Genomic DNA, 19,679 nt, shown 5'->3' on the forward strand with positions numbered 1-19,679 from the left:
TGCTTAACTCTGGCTTTATGCGATACTGCTGTCATCTAACAGCCCTCCATATCAGCTAAAGGAATCGAACCATGCGAGTGTTGCCTCTCGGCGCTATCTTATGCGCCATCTTGTTGCAAGCGTGCTCTACCAACCGATTATCAACCCAACAGTCAGAGTCAACGCCAACCATCATCGCGACACTCGATAAACCAGAAACGATTCAACCTGCGAGTTTTATGCTGCGTGGTGAGGTGGTCATCGGTCATGAATTACAGCGCTTTACCCCATGTGGCAGTCAGCAGCAGTATTGGCTCAATTTATCAGCCGAACAGTTACGCGATGCGCTCGCGCTTAATCTTAGCCCTTATCAACCACTGTACGGTGAAATAGTCGGCACCTTATTGCCACCGAGCCAAACTGGGTATAACGGCGATTATGTCGCGCGTATTGCGGTGCAAAGTATTAACCAGTTGAGTAGAGAACAGCGTGGTTGTGAACAGCCGATCCGCCCAACCCGAGCCTTTGGTAATGAACCATTTTGGTCACTGCGCTTTGTCGACGATGGCTTACAATTCCAGCCGCGAGGTGGGGCGAAACAGCACTTGTCCATCACTCGCACGCAACTCAGTGCCACTCAACGCCGTTACCAATTTGAGGGCGGAGAACTCGAACTAGAACCAGCAAAGTGCCAAAATGGTACAGAGCAAACGCTTTACCAATGGCGATCTAAACTGTCATTGCAAGGTGGCCATTATCAAGGCTGTGCCAGCTTAGCCAATCTCGATCCCACGTTGGAATGGAGTGGAGTGTATTTTGCCCGCTCGACGGCACAAACCGGTTTTAGTGTCAGTCTCAGCTTGGAGCCGGATCATACCGCGCAAACCCGCTATGAATATGCCGATGGGCAGCCGCCAATCATCGAACAAGGTTATTGGCAGCAGCTCAATCCCAATCAAATCCAAGTGGTGATGACACGCCATCAGCAGCAATATTTACTCTCGGAGCGGATCTTTACTCGCGATGGCGATCAACTGACTACCCAACAAGAAAAAGTCGGTCCATTGATCTACCCGATCACCAATGGTGGCTTAGTGCTCTTTCGTTCCTTAGTCGAACTGAGTGATAGCATTGCGCCACCGGCAGTGGGTCAAGCCGCACTGTTCGCACAACAGATCACCGGGCGAGCGGATTATCGAGCAGATGTTGATCAAGCGATCCGCCGCTATTTCGCCTTACATCAAACCGCCACCGATGATACCCAATATCGCTGGCTCGAATACGACCTGAATGGTGATGAACAGCCAGAACTATTGGTGCAATTGGATTGGTGCGGTACTGGCGGTTGTACCTTGCTTATTTTTGAACAGCATCAACAGCAGTGGCGCTTTAATAGCCGGATGACCTTAGTCCAAAATCCGATCCGCTTAGGTCAACAAACCCATCATGGTTGGCGAGATTTAATGCTCAGTGTCAGCGGTGGAGGAGCTAAGCCTGCGGTGCATCGTTTGCAGTATAATGGTATCAGCTACCCGCTCAATCCGAGTGTGGCTCCAGAAGCAGAGGCTGAGCAGATCAGCCAAGTTCTGCTGTTTGCCGATGGCTTATCGCCCAGGCAAGCGGGGCTTAAACTGTAGATTTAACCTAATCGTGTCGGTCGACCGAGGAAATAACCCTGTAAGTAGTCGACCCCCATATCTTCACTGATCCGGCAAACGGCTTGGTTGTGAACAAATTCAGCCACCGTTTTGGCATTCAGGACCTGACACAATTTGACCAATTGCTCGGCAATCCGGCGCTGCTTAATATCTTGATCGATATTGCGGATCAAACTGCCGTCTAGCTTAATCACTTGCGGCTCGAGTTTGACGATTTCATCAATATTGGAGTAACCGCTGCCAAAATCATCCACGATGATTGTGGCCCCTAATGAACGGAAATAGTTACACACCTCGATCATCCGCCCATAATCTTTAATCCGCTCACTCTCTAATACTTCCAACCCAACCCGGGTTGGATCAGCCAGCGATTGGATTGCCGCCTCTAAGTGCAGTAGTGTGCGCTCACTCATTAAATCCTGTGGGGACAGATTGATTGAAAACGCTTCTGATCGATGACGCATCATAGTGAAAGTGTGACTGATCATCTGACGACTCAAACGAGTATAGAGATGAGTATCAGTAATGATCGGTAAAAAATATCCAGGCAGTAGAATCTCACCATCATCTTCAATCCGCACCAAACACTCATACGAGGCCACAATATGGTTATGCGCCTGGCAGATCGGCTGGGCGTACGCCACCACATCATCACGCAGTACTGCGCGACTCACGCGTGATAATCCATTGAGTCGCTCTTGACGCTCACTATCTTGCACTTTAAGCCGAGCCGCATTACAAAAATGGCGATTATTATTGAACGCATGGCGGCGAGCCTCGATGGCGCGCAACAGCAGCTCATCTGGGGTATGTCCGGTAAAATCATGCTGGCTGACTAATCCTGCGCACAAAGAGATCGACAGATAATCAACGGTCGGCAAGCCGCCCGGTTCGAAATTAACGTGCTCTAACTGTTCAACAAATTTATAGAAATGACTATGAATACGCAGCGCATCAGCCTGAGAATAAAATACCGTCGCCCACTCACCGACACCAATCGCATATAACCAACTGCGTTCGTTTAATTTCAAATCCAAATATGCTTGAAACTGAGCACTCAAATCACGCAGCAGCTCATCGCCAACCGGATAGCCGTATTTTTCATTGATTTGATTAAAATTGGTCACTTTCAGCACCACCAAATGCTCATGCTCAGTGAATGCCAATAAACGCTCACGCAACACGACGCGATTAGGTAACCCGGTGCGTCGGTCACGCCGATAGCTGGCGGTCAATAATGCCGTTTGTGAACGGATCTGCTGAGCTAAGTTATCGGTCATTACATCTAAATCATAAAACGCATGACGGATCAGATTAAATAGCGGCGCAGTCATTCCTTGAGAGTAGTTGGGTAAACGAGCCAGCGGCTTGCTCTGCGGCTCACCTTCACGCAGTGCCAGAAAAGTCATGCTGTGATGCCTTACTTGTTGTTGACCATGCTCATACAGCAGTTCTCCCCAACAGTAACAACCATTCGTTTGTGCCACAACTTGCAGTGGCTGCAACTCATAGTTTTCGTGCATGAAATTCAAACGCAATGCGCAGTTAAACACCCACACTTGTTGATACTGTTGAGCCTGCAATTGCTGAGCGGTGAGGCACACTCGCTCTAGGGTTAAACTCGGATGGTCAAAACAAAAACGGACTTTATCTTGCAGCGCAAGTGGGCGGTTAAAACGCAGTCCCCCTTCTGGGGCGATACCCAGTGGCAGATAGATATCTTGCAGCCGACACTTACCTTTCATCAACGGAAAGCTGATCAGCCCACCATCGGCAAACTCGATCTGGGTACCTAAATTGCGTTGATACACCGCTTCGATCGGCTCATGATCGAGACTAAGCAGCCGATCGCCCTCAACGCCAGTAACATGATAACTACGCCCAACCGGCTGCCATTCGGTGTAACCACCTACTTCAACGCATAAGGCATCGCTATGTAACGCCACTGCCACCGTGGCTTGTTGGTAGCACTCTTCATCCAATAGTACCCAATGTCCGGCTGAGGTTTGTTTAGCCGCACCACCGGCAACAGGCACCGCAACACCACGGCTATTGTGCAGCGAAAAACGAGGCGCTTGTAAGGTCTCCATCTGCCATGAAAAGCACAGTACCGCTTGTGAGAGGTCATTAAGCTCTAATTGGCGTGCTAAACACTGACCATCCGCCACATAATCGTTACTGTAGGCTACCACGGTCGCGCTAAGCGCGGTTTGTTCAAAAACCGTTATTTGCAACAAGGTAGTTTGATGGTGGATTTCACCTTCGAAAATGACTTGCTCAGCACTGCAACCAATCAGACAAGCCAATGGAAATTTAGTGAGGATCTGGCGAGCCAGTTGCTGTACTTGCTCACAACTCCATGGTGAAAAAATCTGCACCAATACAGACTGTCCATGAACAAGATCGACGGTATCGAGCACTGTGGCTGCCGATACCAAATCAGGGATAAGGCGAGAAACCGTAAACATAAAAAATGGACAGACTGGTGAAGTATTGACCCATTATGCAATGCAATCGTTACCGCAGACTATACTCAATAATTAGGCAATGTGATTTTTGTGAACAAGCATTATGCACTTAATTTAACATCATTTGAGTGAATGGATTGATTTTGCCCCAAACCAATGATGTGCTTAGTTAGATCACCCGATCTTCAATGAATGATGCTTAATCTTTACTCTTTTTGCGCGCCCGAGGATGGGCTTGATCGTACACCTGAGCCAGATGCTGAAAATCGAGATGAGTATAGATTTGCGTAGTAGCGATATTCTCGTGACCGAGCAGCTCTTGCACCGCACGCAGATTATTGCTCGACTCCAACATATGGGTAGCAAACGAGTGACGCAGTTTATGTGGGCTGATATGACTGGCAACCGCCTGCTTTTGCCCCCATTCGGCCATGCGTTTTTGCACACTACGGTGCGAAATCCGCGTCCCCAGCTTGGAGACAAACAGCGCCGCTTCATCATTGACCGCAAACTGGCTACGCAGTTTGAGCCACTCACCAACCCACTTCTGGGCCTGCCCAGCAAACCAAACTTTGCGCTGCTTATTACCTTTACCAATCACGCGGATTTCGCCTTCGCGCAGATTGAGATGTTTGACATCAATCGACACCAATTCCGCCAAGCGCAGCCCCGAACCGTACATCAGCTCCATCATCGCGCGATCACGGATCGCCAGCGGATCATCATCGGTCACTTCCAGTAACTGCGCCATTTCATCGACATCAAGATTTTTTGGCAACGGGCGTTGCTTGCGTGGAGCAGATACCCCTTTAGCTGGATTGGCCTGTAGCTCACCACGTAAGATCAGAAAATCGAGAAAGCTACGCAGTGAGGACAAGCGTGTGGCAATACTGCTAGCTTTCATACCTTGCCGCTTGCCAAGCACCACTAACTGACGCACCCAACCCGCATCAAGCTGTGACCAATTAACCAACCCAAGCTTGGCCAAATACTGCGCCATGCTTTGCAACTGCTGTTTATAGTTACGCTGAGTGTAAAGGCTGAGCCCCTTTTCACTATGCAGATAAGCATAAAAACGCGCCAACGGCTCGGCTAAGGTGTTAGGAAGCGGGGTGAACTCTTCGATCTTGATCTTGGTCATAATACTGCCATGGTAACGTCTCGATTAAATGGACTAAAACTAACGCCAAATGACGTAAAAATAAGGTGTCCATACTCGGCTGAAAGTGACCGCCATCTTCACTGGCAAAGGCCAAAATACCTAAGGCAGAGTGACGCTGCAAAGGCAATACCACGTATGATCCCATTTCGGGAGCGGGTAGATCGCCCAGTAAACTTTGCCGATCCGCCTGACGTAAACGGCCCAAATAAGCCGATTTACCGTTAAAATGATTGGTCGCAAAACGCTGCCAATCTTCACTGGCCAAGCCATATTGATCATCATCGCGAGTCAATAAACGCAAATAAGCGCGCAGATTAAGCGCCTGTGCTTTCACCTCAATCGCTTGCACCACGTCTTGCAGTGACGCGCATTTGAGGAGCTGCTCTTGCAAGGCCATAAATTCATGGAAAGTGCGATCATTATTGGCCGCCAGCGACATCAATAAGGCGATCTGCTGCTCGAGCTCTTCAATTCGCTGCCGCTGGCGTGCCAGTTGAATATGGGTCAGTGAGACGGCCGCCGAGCCAGAAGGCAAGGTGAGGCGCTCAACCAGTTCGCTATGGCGCTGAAAAAAATCACCATGCCGCTCAAGATATTCGACTACTCTCTGCTCACTCAGCGCATCGGTTGTTACCTGAAACAAAATTGCACCTCAATTAGCACGAGATTTGACCATCGTAGATATGGGTCGCAGGACCAGTCATATACAGCGGTTTACCGGGACCTTGCCAACTGATTTCCAGTTCGCCACCCGGCAGATGCACTCGCACTTGTTCAGCCAACAGCCCTTGTACGATGCCCACTGCCACTGCGGCACAAGCACCACTACCACAGGCTTGGGTTTCACCTGCACCACGTTCATAAACTCGCAGCTTAATCTCGTCTCGGCTCACCACTTGCATAAAACCAGCGTTGACCCGCTCAGGAAAGCGTTCGTGCGACTCAAGCAACGGCCCTAAACTGGCCACTGCCGCAGTGCTGATCTCATCAACCACGCTCACAACGTGTGGATTGCCCATACTTACCGCACCGCAAAACAGGGTTTGCTCGCCGACTCGCAAAATATAGGTTTTTTCAGTTTGTTTAGCCCGAAATGGAATTTTACTCGGTTCAAATTCTGGCACACCCATATTGACGGTGATCAGATCTTCCTCTTCCACATTGAGCACCATCTTGCCTCTTTTGGTACTGACATTGATGGTGTATTTGTTGGTCAACCCTTTCATGCGAACAAAGCGAGCGAAACAGCGCGCACCATTGCCACACTGTTCAACTTCACTGCCATCAGCATTGAAGATCCGGTAATGGAAATCAGACTCTGGATCGTAAGGGGCTTCAACCACCAACAACTGATCAAAACCAACCCCGGTATGCCGATCCGCTAAGCGACGGATCAATTCCGGAGAGAAGAAGACGTTTTGGGTAACGCAGTCCACGACCATAAAGTCGTTACCCAAGCCGTGCATTTTAGAAAAATGGAAATGCATAGAAGATAACTTTACTCTGGTAAAACCGATTCTAATGCCCACAAACTGCTGAGCGATTCACGCTGACGCACCAAATAGGCTTGCTGGCCATCAACCATCACTTCTGCTACTCGTGGGCGAGTATTGTAATTCGACGCCATGGTAAAACCATACGCGCCAGAAGAGCGCACCGCCAGTAGATCGCCTTCTTGTAACACTAGGTCACGATCTTTACCTAAAAAGTCACTGGTTTCACACACTGGTCCCACCAAATCATAGGTTTGTGCGACCCCAGTGCGTGGGCGCAGTGGAATGATCGCCTGCCACGCTTGATATAGCGCCGGGCGGATCAGATCATTCATCGCCGCATCAATAATCGCAAAATTTTTATGTTCCGTGTGTTTGAGATACTCAACCTTGGTCAGCAACACACCAGCATTGGCGGCAATCGCGCGGCCTGGTTCAAAAATCAGCTCTAAATCTCGATGCTGTTCAAGGCGATCGAGCAACGCTTTGGCGTATTGCGAAGGCTGCGGCGGTAATTCATCGCGATACACCACCCCAAGGCCGCCCCCCACATCTAAGTGACGAATATGAATGCCTTGGGCTTGGAGTTTATCAATCAAGGCCAGCAACCGATCGGTGGCATCAATAAACGGTGCCAGCTCAGTTAACTGCGAGCCAATGTGGCAATCAATGCCATACACCTGCAAATTCGGCAAACTGTGCGCCAACCGGTACACTTGCTCGGCACGCTCAAAGGTGATGCCAAATTTGTTATCACGTAAGCCCGTCGAAATATAAGGATGGGTTTTCGCATCCACATCGGGATTGATGCGTAGCGAAATCGGCGCGCGAACCCCTAATTCTGCCGCAACTTGATTAAGGCGGAGCAGCTCAGGCTCCGATTCTACGTTAAAGCATTTGATCTGCAATTGCAGCGCGCGGCGCATTTCGGCATCGGTTTTGCCGACCCCAGAAAACACCACCTTACTCGGATCGCCCCCAGCGGCCAGCACACGCTCTAACTCGCCAATCGAAACGATATCGAAACCTGAACCTAAACGCGCGAGCACATTCAGTACCCCAAGGTTCGAGTTGGCTTTCACCGCATAGCAAATCAGGTGTGGAAAATCGCCCAACGCCTGTTCAAATGCGCGCCAGTGGCGCTCTAAGGTGGCTCTTGAGTAAACGTACAGTGGCGTGCCGTACTGGGTAGCCAAATCGGCCAGAGGTACTTGTTCCGCCCACAACTGACCATCGTCCTGATAATTGAAATAATCCAAAGTGTGTTCCCTTTTCTATTCGGTCGTGTGATTTACTGAACTTGCTCACTCGGTTTGGCATCATCGGGCATATACAGTGGTCCCGTTTGACCACATCCCGCCAAGGCGAGAACCGACAACAAAAACAGTGCTGTGAATGTGTTTTTCATTGGGCATATCGTGCTTATTGAATCAATGCCCCCTATAATCGCACCACGATTAGGAAAAGCAATAGGATAGAGAAGATGAACGAAACTGAATTTCATCAAATCGTCGACCGCCAACTGCAATCTATCGAAACCATGATTGATGAAGCAGGTGCCGATATCGACTATGAGACGGTGGGCAATGTCATGACGCTGGAATTTGATGATCGCAGCCAAATCATCATCAACCGTCAAGAACCAATGCGTGAGATTTGGTTGGCTTCAAAATCGGGTGGCTACCATTTTAAATGGACCGCTGGCGAGTGGATCTGCTCAAAAACTGGCTTGGAATTGCTGACCTTGCTCAAACAGGAATGTGACAAACAGGCCGATCAGCCGATTGAATGGCGCTAAACGGCACAATATGTCATAGCAAAAAAGAGCACCGAGGTGCTCTTTTTGACTGGCGCTTAAGTTGACGGTCGCTTAAGCGTTGACCACTTGAGAAGGCTTAGAATACAAGGCGCTGTCGTTACGATACGGCACCACATAAGTTTCGCCCTCTTCAGGGTGAATAATTTGGTAGTACTGCGGCAGGTTAAAGTTGATGCTTTTAGCACCGAGTTTACTGCTGTCATCCAGGATCGAAGTATAGAAACTGTTGACGCTGGCAATCATCTCATCTTTTTCGCCATTGAACTGGTGGTAGACCTCAACCCGATTGGCTTCATCCAACACATAGATGTTGAAACCTTTCTCGGTATCTTCAAAGAAAAATTGCACTAACCCTTCACTGGCAAAGCTATCGACCACAGTGGGTAGCGGATAGTCTTCATCACGGTCTAACATCAGCAACGGCGAGCCTTTGAGCTTATTGGTAGAAATACTGCGATAAAAATCGACCGAGTTTTCTAGCCTCTGCACCGAAACGCCACGCCGCTCAAAGAATAAGCCATACATTTGATCGCCCATCCGCAGCGCCTTAAAGCGGCGACGCTTCTCTTGCTCCATCGGTTTGAGGCGTAAATCAATGCACTCCGCCAACAGTTGATAGACCAAGTTACGCATCACGCCACGTAAGTTTCTGCTATAGCAGAACACATCCACCGATTCCGGTGGCAGCGCATCTTGATGCATTTTTCCAAGCACAGTTTTCAGCGCATCAAGCATCGCGGTCTGCCCTTCAAAATGCAGGGTGCGCACTTCTTGCCATGAGTTGCGATACACTAAATCAACACTGCCCACTAAACATTTTTGCTCGGTGCTAAAACTGAAAATATCGATATTTTTCAGATCGACTTTTAACGCCTTACCACTGAGTTCGCTGGTGGGATCATGCTCAAAATTGATGAACATCGCCAGTTGGCTAATTTCACAAGGATTGGCCAATGCTTGCATGGTCGGGCGACGCTTGCGCAGCGAAAAGGTATTACGCAGATCGCTAACCATTTGGTAAAACTTATCAATATCTAGCTCGGCGGCACGCACCACCGCATGCAAGCGGGTCGATTCGGTGATCAGGCCGTTAAAAAATGCCCAAGCCACCAATTTACTGAGGTATTCATTATGCTCAAGGCAAGGCTGACCAATTAAGCGCTGCGCTTGTAGCGGCTGCTTATACAGATACCAACCCGGTTTATTGCTACGCCCAGCACACACTTCAATAAAGCTGAGGTCAGGCTCATGCAAATCAGGAGAAATTTGCGGATTGAGTAGTGTTACCTTGCCCGGTAACACTTCAAATGCAGCATACAGTTTGCGCGCCAGAATCGAAATATCTTGCGGACTGATCGCGGAGGTAATGTCATTACGTCGCGCAAACTGGATTAAATTACGGTAGCTGAGCATCAGCGCATCCAGCAAGGCGTGGTGCACCACTTTGACTTGCTCAACTTTCCAGTGACGACGGCTATCCAATTCGGCAATCGCCGCAGGGCTCCACTGCCATCGAGTGGTGAGCTCACGCAAGGCTTCACGCCGCCACGGCATTGAACCTAGCCCCGGCTCGCGCGACAACTTTTCATGGGTTTTCAGGTAAAAACAGCGCCGCACCAAATCTAAGCGCATGGTATCGCCAATCCGCTCTAAATAGCGGGTGACTTTTTCTAGCATCAGATAGTAAGAATCCATGCCATACAGATCGGGCTCATCGGCAAAAAAACGTCGTTTGCTGTCGAGGCTCAATAACTGAGTATGAGGGTATTCCCACGAATACGCTTCAAGCAGGATCGCTTTGAGTACCGATTTATAAGGTGAATCAATGCTCTTATACAGTTGCCACAAATTGGCACCAAAATACTCTTCCGCGGGGATCCGGTTCAGTTTGCCGAAATCAATCCACTCATTGCAGTCCAAATAGCCATTGCAACACAGTTGCTCAACATATTGGTCGTAGCACTCTTCCATTTCGGGTGGCACGATCTGCCACAGCAGCCGTTTACCAGCCAAGCGTACCGCAGAGCGATAAAATTCATCCAACAGCAATAGATGCTGCGACGAACCACAGTTTTCACCACTTAACGCTTCCGAATAGTTATCCCGAAACCGCTGTTCATCAATAATAAAGAAGTTGGCTTCCACACCTTGGCTTTTGGCCCAATCGGTGATCAGCAGACATTTACTCGATAAATTGTCGCGCGCCTCACCGCTCATGCTGGCAGCCACACAGACCCAAATATCCAGATCGCTAGAGGTGCTTTGGCCGATCGATGAAGTGCTGCCCATGGTGTAAAGGCCGAGGATCTGAGGCGACTGCGTCACCGCTAACCGCTCACCGAGCGTTAATTCAATATCATCGATAAATTGTTGCTGAATCGCATTAGCCGTGAACAGATGCACACCACATGGCGTATCAGCAGAAAAATAACCGGGGATTAAAGGATGATTAAACTGAAATAGGGTAGGAATAAAATGGACAACGCGTTGGCTTTGCAAATCCATAAGAGCCAGCGCACGTTCGATACGTTGCCGGTTTAGCTTATCAAGTCGATGGATTAAGGTCTGAGTATAAGACTGCAAGTTTGCTTCCCTGAATACCAGATAAACGCCGCTTTTTGGTTATCTTTCATGCGACCATGCCAACAAAACGTGATCAATCTAACACTTATTTCACCTTCGGTAAAGCGCTCTTGGCAGCATATCACACCTTACCCACGCCACAAGCTGGACAAAATTCAGGTCATAAATACTGCTCAGTGCCCGCTGGTTATGGGCATTTTTAGTTGTAAGCATTTTTCGCTTCCAGTGATAGGATTAAGCCAGTTTAGATCAATGAACAGGAACATCACCATGACCGAGATGCCGATCCGGATTGCCACCCGCCAAAGCCCACTTGCATTATGGCAAGCCAACTATGTTAAAGAGGCTTTAATTGCCGCACATCCCGGGTTGCAGGTCGAGTTGGTGACTATGGTAACGCGCGGCGATGTGATTTTAGATACCCCACTCGCCAAAGTGGGCGGTAAAGGGCTGTTTGTCAAAGAGTTGGAAATTGCCATGCTCGAAGGACGTGCCGATTTGGCAGTGCATTCGATGAAAGATGTGCCGGTTGATTTCCCGCCCGGACTCGGCTTAGTCACCATTTGCGAGCGCGAAGATCCGCGTGATGCCTTGGTTTCCAACCACTACGCCAGTCTCGATGACCTACCGATTGGCGCCGTGGTCGGCACTTGCAGCCTACGTCGCCAATCCCAATTAAAAGCGGCGCGTCCCGACTTAGTGATTAAAGAACTGCGCGGCAACGTCGGCACCCGATTAAATAAGTTAGATGCCGGAGAATACGATGCGATTATTTTAGCAGCCGCCGGTCTGAAACGGCTCAAACTCGCCAGTCGAATCCGCAGTTTTATCGAACCGGAACAATCTCTACCAGCGGTTGGCCAAGGCGCGGTTGGGATTGAATGTCGTTTGGATGACCAACGGGTACGCGCACTGCTAGCGCCACTGAATCACCGTGATAGCGCAGATCGAGTACTCGCTGAGCGAGCCATGAACCTAACGCTACAAGGTGGCTGTCAGGTACCGATTGGTAGCTACGCCTTGCTCGATGGCGATCAAATCTGGTTACGCGCTTTAGTCGGTGAACCTGATGGCTCACAAATCGTGCGTGGTGAAATTCGCGGTCCACGCTCCGATGCAGAACAACTGGGGATTACCTTGGCCGAGCAACTGCTTAGCCAAGGCGCCAAAGAGATCCTGCAACGCCTCTATGAGCATCAATAAGCCGCGAACATCGCTAATCAATTGAGGGTGCTATGACAGTATTGGTCACTCGTCCGGCAGAGCAAGGTGCAGAGTTATGCCAACAGCTACACCAGCAGGGCATTGCCGCGGTGCAGCATCCTCTGATCACGCTCTCAGCTAGCCCACAACTGGTTACCCTGACCGATCATTTCGCATCCTGTGACATCATTATCGCCGTCAGCCAACACGCGGTTCATTTTAGCCACCAGTGGCTACAACATCAGCACCACAACTGGCCGACCCGGCCGCTTTATCTTGCCGTTGGTCAAAAAACCGCGCGTGTTCTCAGCAAAGCGTGCCAGCAATCAGTAGACTATCCCTCGATTAGCGACAGTGAACATCTACTCGCACTCAATGCATTGCAGCAGGTGGCCGGCAAGCACATTGTGATTTTACGCGGCAACGGTGGGCGCGAACTGATCCATACCACCTTAACCGAGCGGGGAGCCAATGTTGACTATCAAGAGGCTTACTGCCGTGAGCAACTGAGGTTTTGTGCCAGTGAGCGGGTTGCACAATGGCAGCAGGCCCAAGTAAGCTCGCTGGTGATCACCAGTGCTGAACAACTGGATTTTTTTATTGGCCAACTGGATGGATTAAGCCTGATCTGGGCGCAAACCCTCACGCTATTGGTCCCCAGTCAACGAATTGCGGCTCACGCCGCTAAGCTAGGATTTGATCAGATTGTGATCGCCGCCAGCGCGAGCAATCAAGATTTCGTGGCGGCACTCATGCCCCAAGCAACAGGAACTCTGAGCAATGACCGACCAGCATAAACCGCAACAAGAACCTGCAACCACTACTCCCAAGTCACCGACTCCGGCCTCAAGTACCGCCAGTGGTGTGAGTGATGCCGCAGCCAAACCGGCCAGCGCGAAAGCCGCGCCGCCAAATCCAACTGAAGTCAAACCTCCGCCAGCAAACCAGTCTGGTAAAAAGCTGGCCACTCTCGCCTTGGTATTGGTGTTGGCTCTAGGGGCCGGCCTTGCTTATTTGCACCAGCAGCAAACCAGCAAATGGCAAAGTGAGTTACAAGCCTTACGCGCAGAGCTGCAGCAAACGCGATCCGATCTCACCGCTGAGCTTGAACAAGCGCAGGCTAGTGCAACGTCGCAAACCACAGCCCTTGCTCAGCGCACCGAAACTGAGCTAGAACAACAACAGCAAAGTCTGGCCAGCTTGCAACTTACCCTCGCCGATATTCAGGGACGCCGTCCTAATGATTGGTTACTTGCAGAGGCCGACTATTTGGTCAAACTGGCCGGACGTAAACTGTTCATCGAACAGGACGTCACAAGCGCGACTCAATTAATGCAAACCGCTGACCAACGTATCGCCACCCTCAATGATCCAAGCCTGACCCCACTGCGCAAAGCGTTCGCAAATGACATTACCACGCTCAAATCAATCCCCATCATTGACCGCGATGGCTTAGTGTTACGCCTGATCAGTTTACAGCAACAAGTGGCGAGCTTACCGTTGGCCAATACGATGTTGCCCACCGAACAACCACCTCTCGCAAGCCAAGCGGTATCAGAGGATATTACCGATTGGCAAACCAATCTGCGTCGCTCACTCACCGCGTTTGCTGGCCATTTTATTACTTTTCGTTCCCGTGATGGCAATGCGATCCCATTACTGGCCCCTAGCCAACACTTCTACTTGCAAGAGAATCTAAAAGCAAAATTAGAGACCGCAATCAAAGCGGTTTACGCTCAGCAACAGGCGATTTACCACACCTCACTGACCACAGCGGCGCAATGGTCGAGCGCTTTCTTTAATGCTGAGGATCCTGCGCTACAAGCTTTCAAGAGCACATTAGAACAACTGGCTAAGCTGCAAGTGCAAGTCGAATATCCGGTCAAACTACAGAGTCAGCAACCACTCAGCGAGGCAATCAACCAACGCCTGCGTCGTAGCGTCGCGCCACTGACAACGGAGCAGCAACCATGATCCGTCTAATTTTTCTATTTACGGTACTGGGTCTTGGCCTGTTTGTTGGCACTCAATACACTGGTCAACAAGGCTATGTGCTGATCTCGATTGCCAATCACACACTCGAAATGAGCGTCACCACATTAGTGATTTTTATCATTGCCGCTTTAGCTGGGCTCTTTGCGCTCGAATGGGCGGTGAAAAAAATTCTGCGTACCGGTTTTTACACTTGGAACTGGTTTAGCGTGCGTAAACAGCGTCATTCACGTCGCTACACCAATCAAGCCATCATTAAATTGCTGGAAGGTAACTGGGCACAAGCGGAAAAAAAAGCGACACGCTGGGCCAATTATCATGATATGCCACTGCTGTGCTATCTGACTGCAGCCGAAGCCGCTCATGGGATGGGCAATCATAGCAAACGCGATCACTATTTAGCGCTGGCGGCCAAACAACCACATGCCACCTTGACCGTTGAGCTAACCCGCGCTAAACAGCAAATCAGTCAGGGGGATCACGCCGCCGCCCTAAACACATTAACGCAGCTAGAGCAGAGTTACCCGCAACATCCTCTGCGCCTTCGCCTACTGCAACAATGCTATCAAGCGTTGGCGAAGTGGCAAGCGCAGCTCGATCTGCTGCCTCAATTAACCAAAGCTAAACTCATCACCAATGCCGAAGCCCAGCAACTCGAACTGACCGCGCAAGCGGCAATTGTGCATGAGGTGGCCAGCCAACAAGGTCGTGACGGGTTAGTACAATATTGGTCGAAAATGCCCAGTAAGCTTAAAACTGACCCCGATTTGCTCGCGAGCGTGATCCCTATGTTCATTCAGTATCAAGCGGATGATCAAGCATTTTCAATACTCAAACCATGTTTGAATAAACACAACCTGCCAGCGCTGTATGCGCTGCTGCCACAACTCAATCTTAGCGATCGCCAGCCGCTGATCCGCTTATTGCAACAGGCTCTACAGCGTGACCAGCATAATGCGCCAGCGCACAGCGCACTTGGCCAGCTGTATTTGCGTGAAGCACAGTGGGCTGATGCACAGCACCATCTGGAGCAAGCGCTATCACTACGCTGCGATGTCTCCGACTACGCTTATTTGGCAGAAGCATTGGATCAGCAAACCTTAACCCGCGCCGCACATGATGTGGCACGCAAGGCGCTTTCCTTGCTCAAATAGCTTAAGTTCAAGATAACGTGAGTTAAAACTACTCAGGCCACGGTATTCCGTGGCCCGAATGGTTATGAGAGATTAGTGAAGAGAATAAAGCGACGGATAGAGGGTTAAATCACCCGTGAAAACTGCTGCTGCCGTGCCCGTTCACGCAGATATTTATCAAAACACATGCAGATATTACGGATCAGTAAACGCCCGCGCAGCGTCACTTCAATCATCTGTTCATCCACCGTCACTAATTGATCGTCAATAAAGGTCTGCAACAGTGCCAAATCTTGTCGAAAATAGTGGTTAAAACGCAGATTAAACTGACGCTCAAGCGCAGTTTTATCCAGCTTAAAGTTACAAATCAGCTGCTTAATCACTTCACGACGCAGTAAATCATCCTGATCGAGAGCCACGCCTTTCCACAGCGCATGGCGCATTTCGTCCACTTGTGCGTAGTATTTTTTCAGCTCTTTTTGGTTCTGAGCGTAAACGTCACCAACCATGGAGATCGCCGAAACACCAAAACCGACTAAATCACACTCGCCTTGAGTGGTATAGCCCTGAAAATTGCGGTGTAAAATGCCATTACGCTGAGCAATGGCCAATTCATCATCTGGCAGGGCAAAATGGTCCATACCAATGAACTGATAGCCAGCATCGGTCAAAGTAGCAATCGTCTGCTGCAAAATCGCCAACTTCTCTTGCGCTGCGGGCAAATCGCTCTCTTTAATTTTACGCTGCGCCGCAAACAGTTGCGGCATATGTGCATAATTAAAGACCGACAAACGCCCCGGGCGCATAGTCAATACTTGCTGTAGTGTCTTGGCAAAACTGGCCGCGGTTTGCAGCGGTAAGCCATAAATCAAATCCAGATTGGTCGAGTGAAAACCTAACTGTTTAGCCCGCTCAACTAAGGCAAAAATGAACTGCTCATCTTGCTCACGGTTAACCAGCTTTTGCACTTGTTTATCAAAATCTTGCACCCCAATACTGACTCGATTAAAGCCCTCTTGGCGCAGGTGATCCAGCACCTCTAATGCAATCTCTCGCGGATCGATTTCAATGCTGATCTCGGCCTGCTCAGCAAAATGAAATTCGCTGCGTAGCAGCGTCATCAAACGACTGATTTGCGAGTGGGTTAAGAAAGTCGGCGTGCCACCACCAAAATGCAGTTGAGTCACGTTGCGACCCTGCAACAAAGAGGCGCGCTGGCGAATCTCCTGCTCCAACGCATCAAGATATTGATCCGCTTTGTGCGAATGACGGGTGATCACCTTATTGCAACCACAGTAATAGCAGAGCTGATGGCAAAACGGGATATGAATATATAACGACAATGGCCGCTCAGGGTACTGAGTACAAGCCATATCAAAATCAGCGATGGTAAAGGCTTCGTGAAACTCAACCGCCGTCGGGTATGATGTGTAGCGTGGACCGGAGTAGTTGTACTTATCCAAAATAGCCTGATCCCATACGATCTGTTGGCTGGGTACGACATACGACGACATAGTGAAACGTTCCGTTTTGCTCAATGGTTGGCCGATTATTGTGCCACACGACCTCGCTCGACGCCGGGTGACACAATAAGATTTGCTAACAAAATATCCGATTCTGCTAGCGCGATCACTCACCCTTTAGGGTTAGTTTCACACCATCTGCACCAAGATTTGTTTATTCAGCGGCTGAATGCGCTGTTTGAGATCGCCAAGCTCTGCGATGATCGCATCCTGCAAACGACTTTCCGCCTTTTTACGCGCCAGATTGTGTTGCATCCGCTGAGGCTTGGGCAACTGCTGACGCGCTTCGCCGCGTGGCATCTCTTTGACCAAATGATACAGCTCACTCAGCGCCGGATAATCTTGTTCAACATCAACTCGCGATTCGCCTTGCAGGTAAGTCATCAAGCTGTAAATCCGGATGCTGACTTCCGACAAATCACACTGACCTTGCATTCCGGCAGAGCAGAGAATCGCCACACTGTCAAAAATGTTGGCATTACGCTTGTCAATCGCGAGCTGTTGATGTTGGCGCTGCAAAGTTTGCTGTACCTTCACCTGCCATAGCAAATAGGCTGCGTAACTGGCGAGCGCCACCACAATTGCGCCCGCGACGCTAACCAGTAGCATTGCGTTCATCAGCGCTCCTTAGTCTTGGTATTTATCAACGTCCAACTGTTCAAACTCGGCCAGCAGATCATCTTCCGTTTTATGCTTTTTGCTTGGTTGCACAACCGGAGCGGGAGCGGGCTCATCATCGAGCAGGCCGAGTTGATCCATCAGCATTTCAATCCGATCGAGTTTCTCATCCACGTATTTCTGCAAACCAGTACCCAATTTTTCGCCATTATCAAGCCGGTCGAGCAGTACGTTAAGTTGTGCATCTTTTTCTAATAATGCCAGCTCTTGCTCTGCCGCCAATTTGCGCTCTTGCTTATTGAGCTTTTTCGGTGCTTGCACAATCAATGGAATTTTTTTCTGGCTGCCTAAACGTGGATCGCGCTGCTGCGCCGCTTGACGCATTTGGCTTGCACTGCCTTCAGAATGGCGGCTACCAGACTTTAAGCCTTTACGTTTTTTCATTTTTTTACGCAGGCGGCTTTCCAATTCGGATTCGCTGCGTGTACGCATTACCACCAGTTGATCGTTACTGTTGGTACCCGGTTTTCTCGATTTCTTTGAACGGCTCATTACTGGGCTTTCCTCAGTAAAATTACATCATTACCAATAAATTCAAGTTCGAGCTTATCCCGCTCGGCCAGATACTGAAACGTGGCACGACTAAAAAAGATCACATGGGTGAGATCATTTTTATAGTGCCAACCAGCAAATGCGTCTAAGTCTTTGACCATTTTCGTCATCAGACCAATCCAGCCGCCTGGCTTAACTAAATTTAACCATTGCTGCCACACGCGGTGCGGATCATGCAGATGCTCAATCACCTCGGTCGCAGTCATAAAATCATATTGGCGGTGCAACACCGCCGTATCAGGATGATAGAAAATGTCGTACAGCGCGATACGATGGCCGGCCTCTTCTAACATCAAGGATAAGGTTGGACCTGGGCCACAGCCAAAATCTAACCCTTCCGATTGGGGAGGGACTCGCTCCAGCATTGGCGCGGCAACTCGTGACAAAAAACGCCGATAACCTAAATCGGTTGGCGTATTCTGATGTAAATCATAGAAGCTTTTTTCACGCTCGGCACTTAATCGCTGCGCAGGATCGACATACACCAGCGCACACTGTTGACATTGAAAATAGCGGCGCTGCGGATCGCTAAAATAAGCTTGGCTGTTTTCACTGTGACATAACGGGCATGAATGCATGCTGACCTCCTCCAACGGGATGCGCAACATACCAGAAACTGCCCATAGAGTGGAGTATAAAAGGCGATTTTCTCATCAACCTAACCAAAAAACACCGCATACACTCGCCGAATAAGTCGCTCGCGACCACTTAACCGGCAAAAGTGACCGACCTTATTTTTGACTGGCGCGACTCAATCGGCGCTAGATGCGGATCAGTGCAAGCCACCAACGTATTGCGACAGAGTATCGATATCCGCATCGGTCAGTTTATGTGCAATGTCACGCATCATCTCATTCATATCATTACTGCGTGTGCTGGCACGAAATTTCTGTAACTGAGCCTTAATATAGTCGGCGTGTTGCCCTGAAATTTTTGGAAACCCAGAGAGCTCACTGCCATTGCCACGCGGACCATGACACGCGATACAAGCCGTTAAACTGCGTGACGCATCACCGGCGCTATACAGCACTCGGCCTTGCTCGACTACCTCTGGCGGCGTGGTGTTCGATGAAATGGGTAAAGAAGAGAAATAAGCGGCTAAATCAGCGATATCTTGCTCGCTCAATGGCATCGCCATCGCACTCATCACCGGATCGTAGCGACCTTGTTGGCCGCCACTGCTTGCCCCAAGCTTGAGATCGGTAAGTTGTTTATGCAGGTATTTTTGATGCTGGCCCGCCAATTTGGGATAGTTGGCGAGTTGGCTATTACCATCACTACCATGACAAGCGGCACAGGTGATCGATTTCGCTTTACCCGCTTCGATATCCGCTTGAGCCCACACCGAGCCGCTGGCGAAAACCATTATAATGAGGGCTAATTTATTCATGACATTCCATTTATAATTATCAAGCTTCCAATACCACTCAGGGCCA

General features: G+C 49.7%; 18 protein-coding genes. 6 read left to right on the forward strand and 12 right to left on the reverse strand.

Annotation, left to right across the window (positions count from 1 at the left end; genetic code table 11):
• Nucleotides 1–71: 71 nt before the first annotated feature.
• The gene (locus PUN32_RS11310) at nucleotides 72–1,616 is read left to right on the forward strand and encodes a COG3650 family protein (protein WP_274723319.1); all 1,545 of its coding nucleotides are present in this window, start codon (nucleotides 72–74) and stop codon (nucleotides 1,614–1,616) included.
• Between the two features lie 2 nt (nucleotides 1,617–1,618).
• Here the strand turns inward: PUN32_RS11310 and PUN32_RS11315 are convergent, their stop codons facing one another.
• From PUN32_RS11315 to lptM, 6 genes are all read right to left on the reverse strand, one after another.
• Nucleotides 1,619–4,105: a sensor domain-containing phosphodiesterase gene (locus tag PUN32_RS11315; protein WP_274723320.1), complete on the reverse strand. Its 2,487-nt coding sequence runs from the start codon at nucleotides 4,103–4,105 to the stop codon at nucleotides 1,619–1,621.
• 199 nt (nucleotides 4,106–4,304) lie between these two features.
• Nucleotides 4,305–5,237: a tyrosine recombinase XerC gene (gene xerC / locus PUN32_RS11320; RefSeq protein ID WP_274723363.1), complete on the reverse strand. Its 933-nt coding sequence runs from the start codon at nucleotides 5,235–5,237 to the stop codon at nucleotides 4,305–4,307.
• A complete protein-coding gene (locus tag PUN32_RS11325; RefSeq protein WP_274723321.1) occupies nucleotides 5,206–5,910 on the reverse strand; it encodes a DUF484 family protein in 705 nt (234 codons plus the stop codon). The genes xerC and PUN32_RS11325 overlap by 32 nt, the downstream gene beginning before the upstream one ends.
• 13 nt (nucleotides 5,911–5,923) lie before the next feature.
• Complete coding sequence (gene dapF / locus PUN32_RS11330) at nucleotides 5,924–6,754, reverse strand: diaminopimelate epimerase (RefSeq protein WP_274723322.1); 831 nt, start codon at nucleotides 6,752–6,754, stop codon at nucleotides 5,924–5,926.
• 11 nt (nucleotides 6,755–6,765) lie between these two features.
• On the reverse strand, nucleotides 6,766–8,019 hold the full coding sequence (gene lysA, locus PUN32_RS11335; RefSeq protein ID WP_274723323.1) for a diaminopimelate decarboxylase: 1,254 nt from the start codon (nucleotides 8,017–8,019) through the stop codon (nucleotides 6,766–6,768).
• Between the two features lie 32 nt (nucleotides 8,020–8,051).
• The gene (gene lptM, locus PUN32_RS14175) at nucleotides 8,052–8,168 is read right to left on the reverse strand and encodes an LPS translocon maturation chaperone LptM (RefSeq protein ID WP_430472253.1); all 117 of its coding nucleotides are present in this window, start codon (nucleotides 8,166–8,168) and stop codon (nucleotides 8,052–8,054) included.
• Nucleotides 8,169–8,243: 75 nt separating this feature from the next.
• On the opposite strand from lptM, the gene cyaY reads away from it, so the two are divergent.
• The gene (cyaY, locus tag PUN32_RS11345; RefSeq protein ID WP_274723325.1) at nucleotides 8,244–8,558 is read left to right on the forward strand and encodes an iron donor protein CyaY; all 315 of its coding nucleotides are present in this window, start codon (nucleotides 8,244–8,246) and stop codon (nucleotides 8,556–8,558) included.
• Between the two features lie 72 nt (nucleotides 8,559–8,630).
• Here cyaY and PUN32_RS11350 read toward each other — a convergent pair whose 3' ends face one another.
• A complete protein-coding gene (locus PUN32_RS11350) occupies nucleotides 8,631–11,162 on the reverse strand; it encodes a class I adenylate cyclase (RefSeq protein WP_274723326.1) in 2,532 nt (843 codons plus the stop codon).
• 270 nt (nucleotides 11,163–11,432) lie between these two features.
• Between PUN32_RS11350 and hemC the strand changes: the two genes are divergently transcribed.
• Genes hemC through PUN32_RS11370 form a run of 4 tightly spaced genes read left to right on the forward strand, consistent with a single transcriptional unit; the run spans nucleotide 11,433 to nucleotide 15,511 of the window.
• A complete protein-coding gene (hemC, locus tag PUN32_RS11355; protein WP_274723327.1) occupies nucleotides 11,433–12,365 on the forward strand; it encodes a hydroxymethylbilane synthase in 933 nt (310 codons plus the stop codon).
• A gap of 32 nt (nucleotides 12,366–12,397) precedes the next feature.
• Nucleotides 12,398–13,162: a uroporphyrinogen-III synthase gene (locus tag PUN32_RS11360; protein WP_274723328.1), complete on the forward strand. Its 765-nt coding sequence runs from the start codon at nucleotides 12,398–12,400 to the stop codon at nucleotides 13,160–13,162.
• Nucleotides 13,146–14,339 carry a uroporphyrinogen-III C-methyltransferase gene (locus PUN32_RS11365; RefSeq protein WP_274723329.1) on the forward strand — a complete coding sequence of 398 codons (1,194 nt, stop codon included), beginning with the start codon at nucleotides 13,146–13,148 and terminating at the stop codon, nucleotides 14,337–14,339. The genes PUN32_RS11360 and PUN32_RS11365 overlap by 17 nt, the downstream gene beginning before the upstream one ends.
• Nucleotides 14,336–15,511 carry a heme biosynthesis protein HemY gene (locus PUN32_RS11370; RefSeq protein WP_274723330.1) on the forward strand — a complete coding sequence of 392 codons (1,176 nt, stop codon included), beginning with the start codon at nucleotides 14,336–14,338 and terminating at the stop codon, nucleotides 15,509–15,511. The genes PUN32_RS11365 and PUN32_RS11370 overlap by 4 nt, the downstream gene beginning before the upstream one ends.
• Nucleotides 15,512–15,615: 104 nt before the next feature.
• On the opposite strand, the gene hemN is transcribed toward PUN32_RS11370, so the two are convergent.
• The 5 genes from hemN to PUN32_RS11395 all read right to left on the reverse strand — a co-directional run bounded on the left by hemN (nucleotide 15,616) and on the right by PUN32_RS11395 (nucleotide 19,633).
• The gene (gene hemN, locus PUN32_RS11375) at nucleotides 15,616–17,004 is read right to left on the reverse strand and encodes an oxygen-independent coproporphyrinogen III oxidase (RefSeq protein ID WP_274723331.1); all 1,389 of its coding nucleotides are present in this window, start codon (nucleotides 17,002–17,004) and stop codon (nucleotides 15,616–15,618) included.
• A 138-nt stretch (nucleotides 17,005–17,142) separates the two neighbouring features.
• Complete coding sequence (locus tag PUN32_RS11380; protein ID WP_274723332.1) at nucleotides 17,143–17,631, reverse strand: DUF2489 domain-containing protein; 489 nt, start codon at nucleotides 17,629–17,631, stop codon at nucleotides 17,143–17,145.
• A gap of 9 nt (nucleotides 17,632–17,640) precedes the next feature.
• Complete coding sequence (gene yihI / locus PUN32_RS11385) at nucleotides 17,641–18,183, reverse strand: Der GTPase-activating protein YihI (protein ID WP_274723333.1); 543 nt, start codon at nucleotides 18,181–18,183, stop codon at nucleotides 17,641–17,643.
• Nucleotides 18,183–18,821, reverse strand: a complete 639-nt coding sequence (locus PUN32_RS11390) for a class I SAM-dependent methyltransferase (protein WP_274723334.1) — start codon at nucleotides 18,819–18,821, stop codon at nucleotides 18,183–18,185. The genes yihI and PUN32_RS11390 overlap by 1 nt, the downstream gene beginning before the upstream one ends.
• A 194-nt stretch (nucleotides 18,822–19,015) precedes the next feature.
• The gene (locus tag PUN32_RS11395; RefSeq protein WP_274723335.1) at nucleotides 19,016–19,633 is read right to left on the reverse strand and encodes a c-type cytochrome; all 618 of its coding nucleotides are present in this window, start codon (nucleotides 19,631–19,633) and stop codon (nucleotides 19,016–19,018) included.
• Nucleotides 19,634–19,679: the final 46 nt, after the last annotated feature.

The sequence above is a fragment of the Vibrio chanodichtyis genome (assembly GCF_028863985.1).
In the GTDB taxonomy this organism is placed as follows: Bacteria; Pseudomonadota; Gammaproteobacteria; order Enterobacterales; family Vibrionaceae; genus Vibrio; species Vibrio chanodichtyis.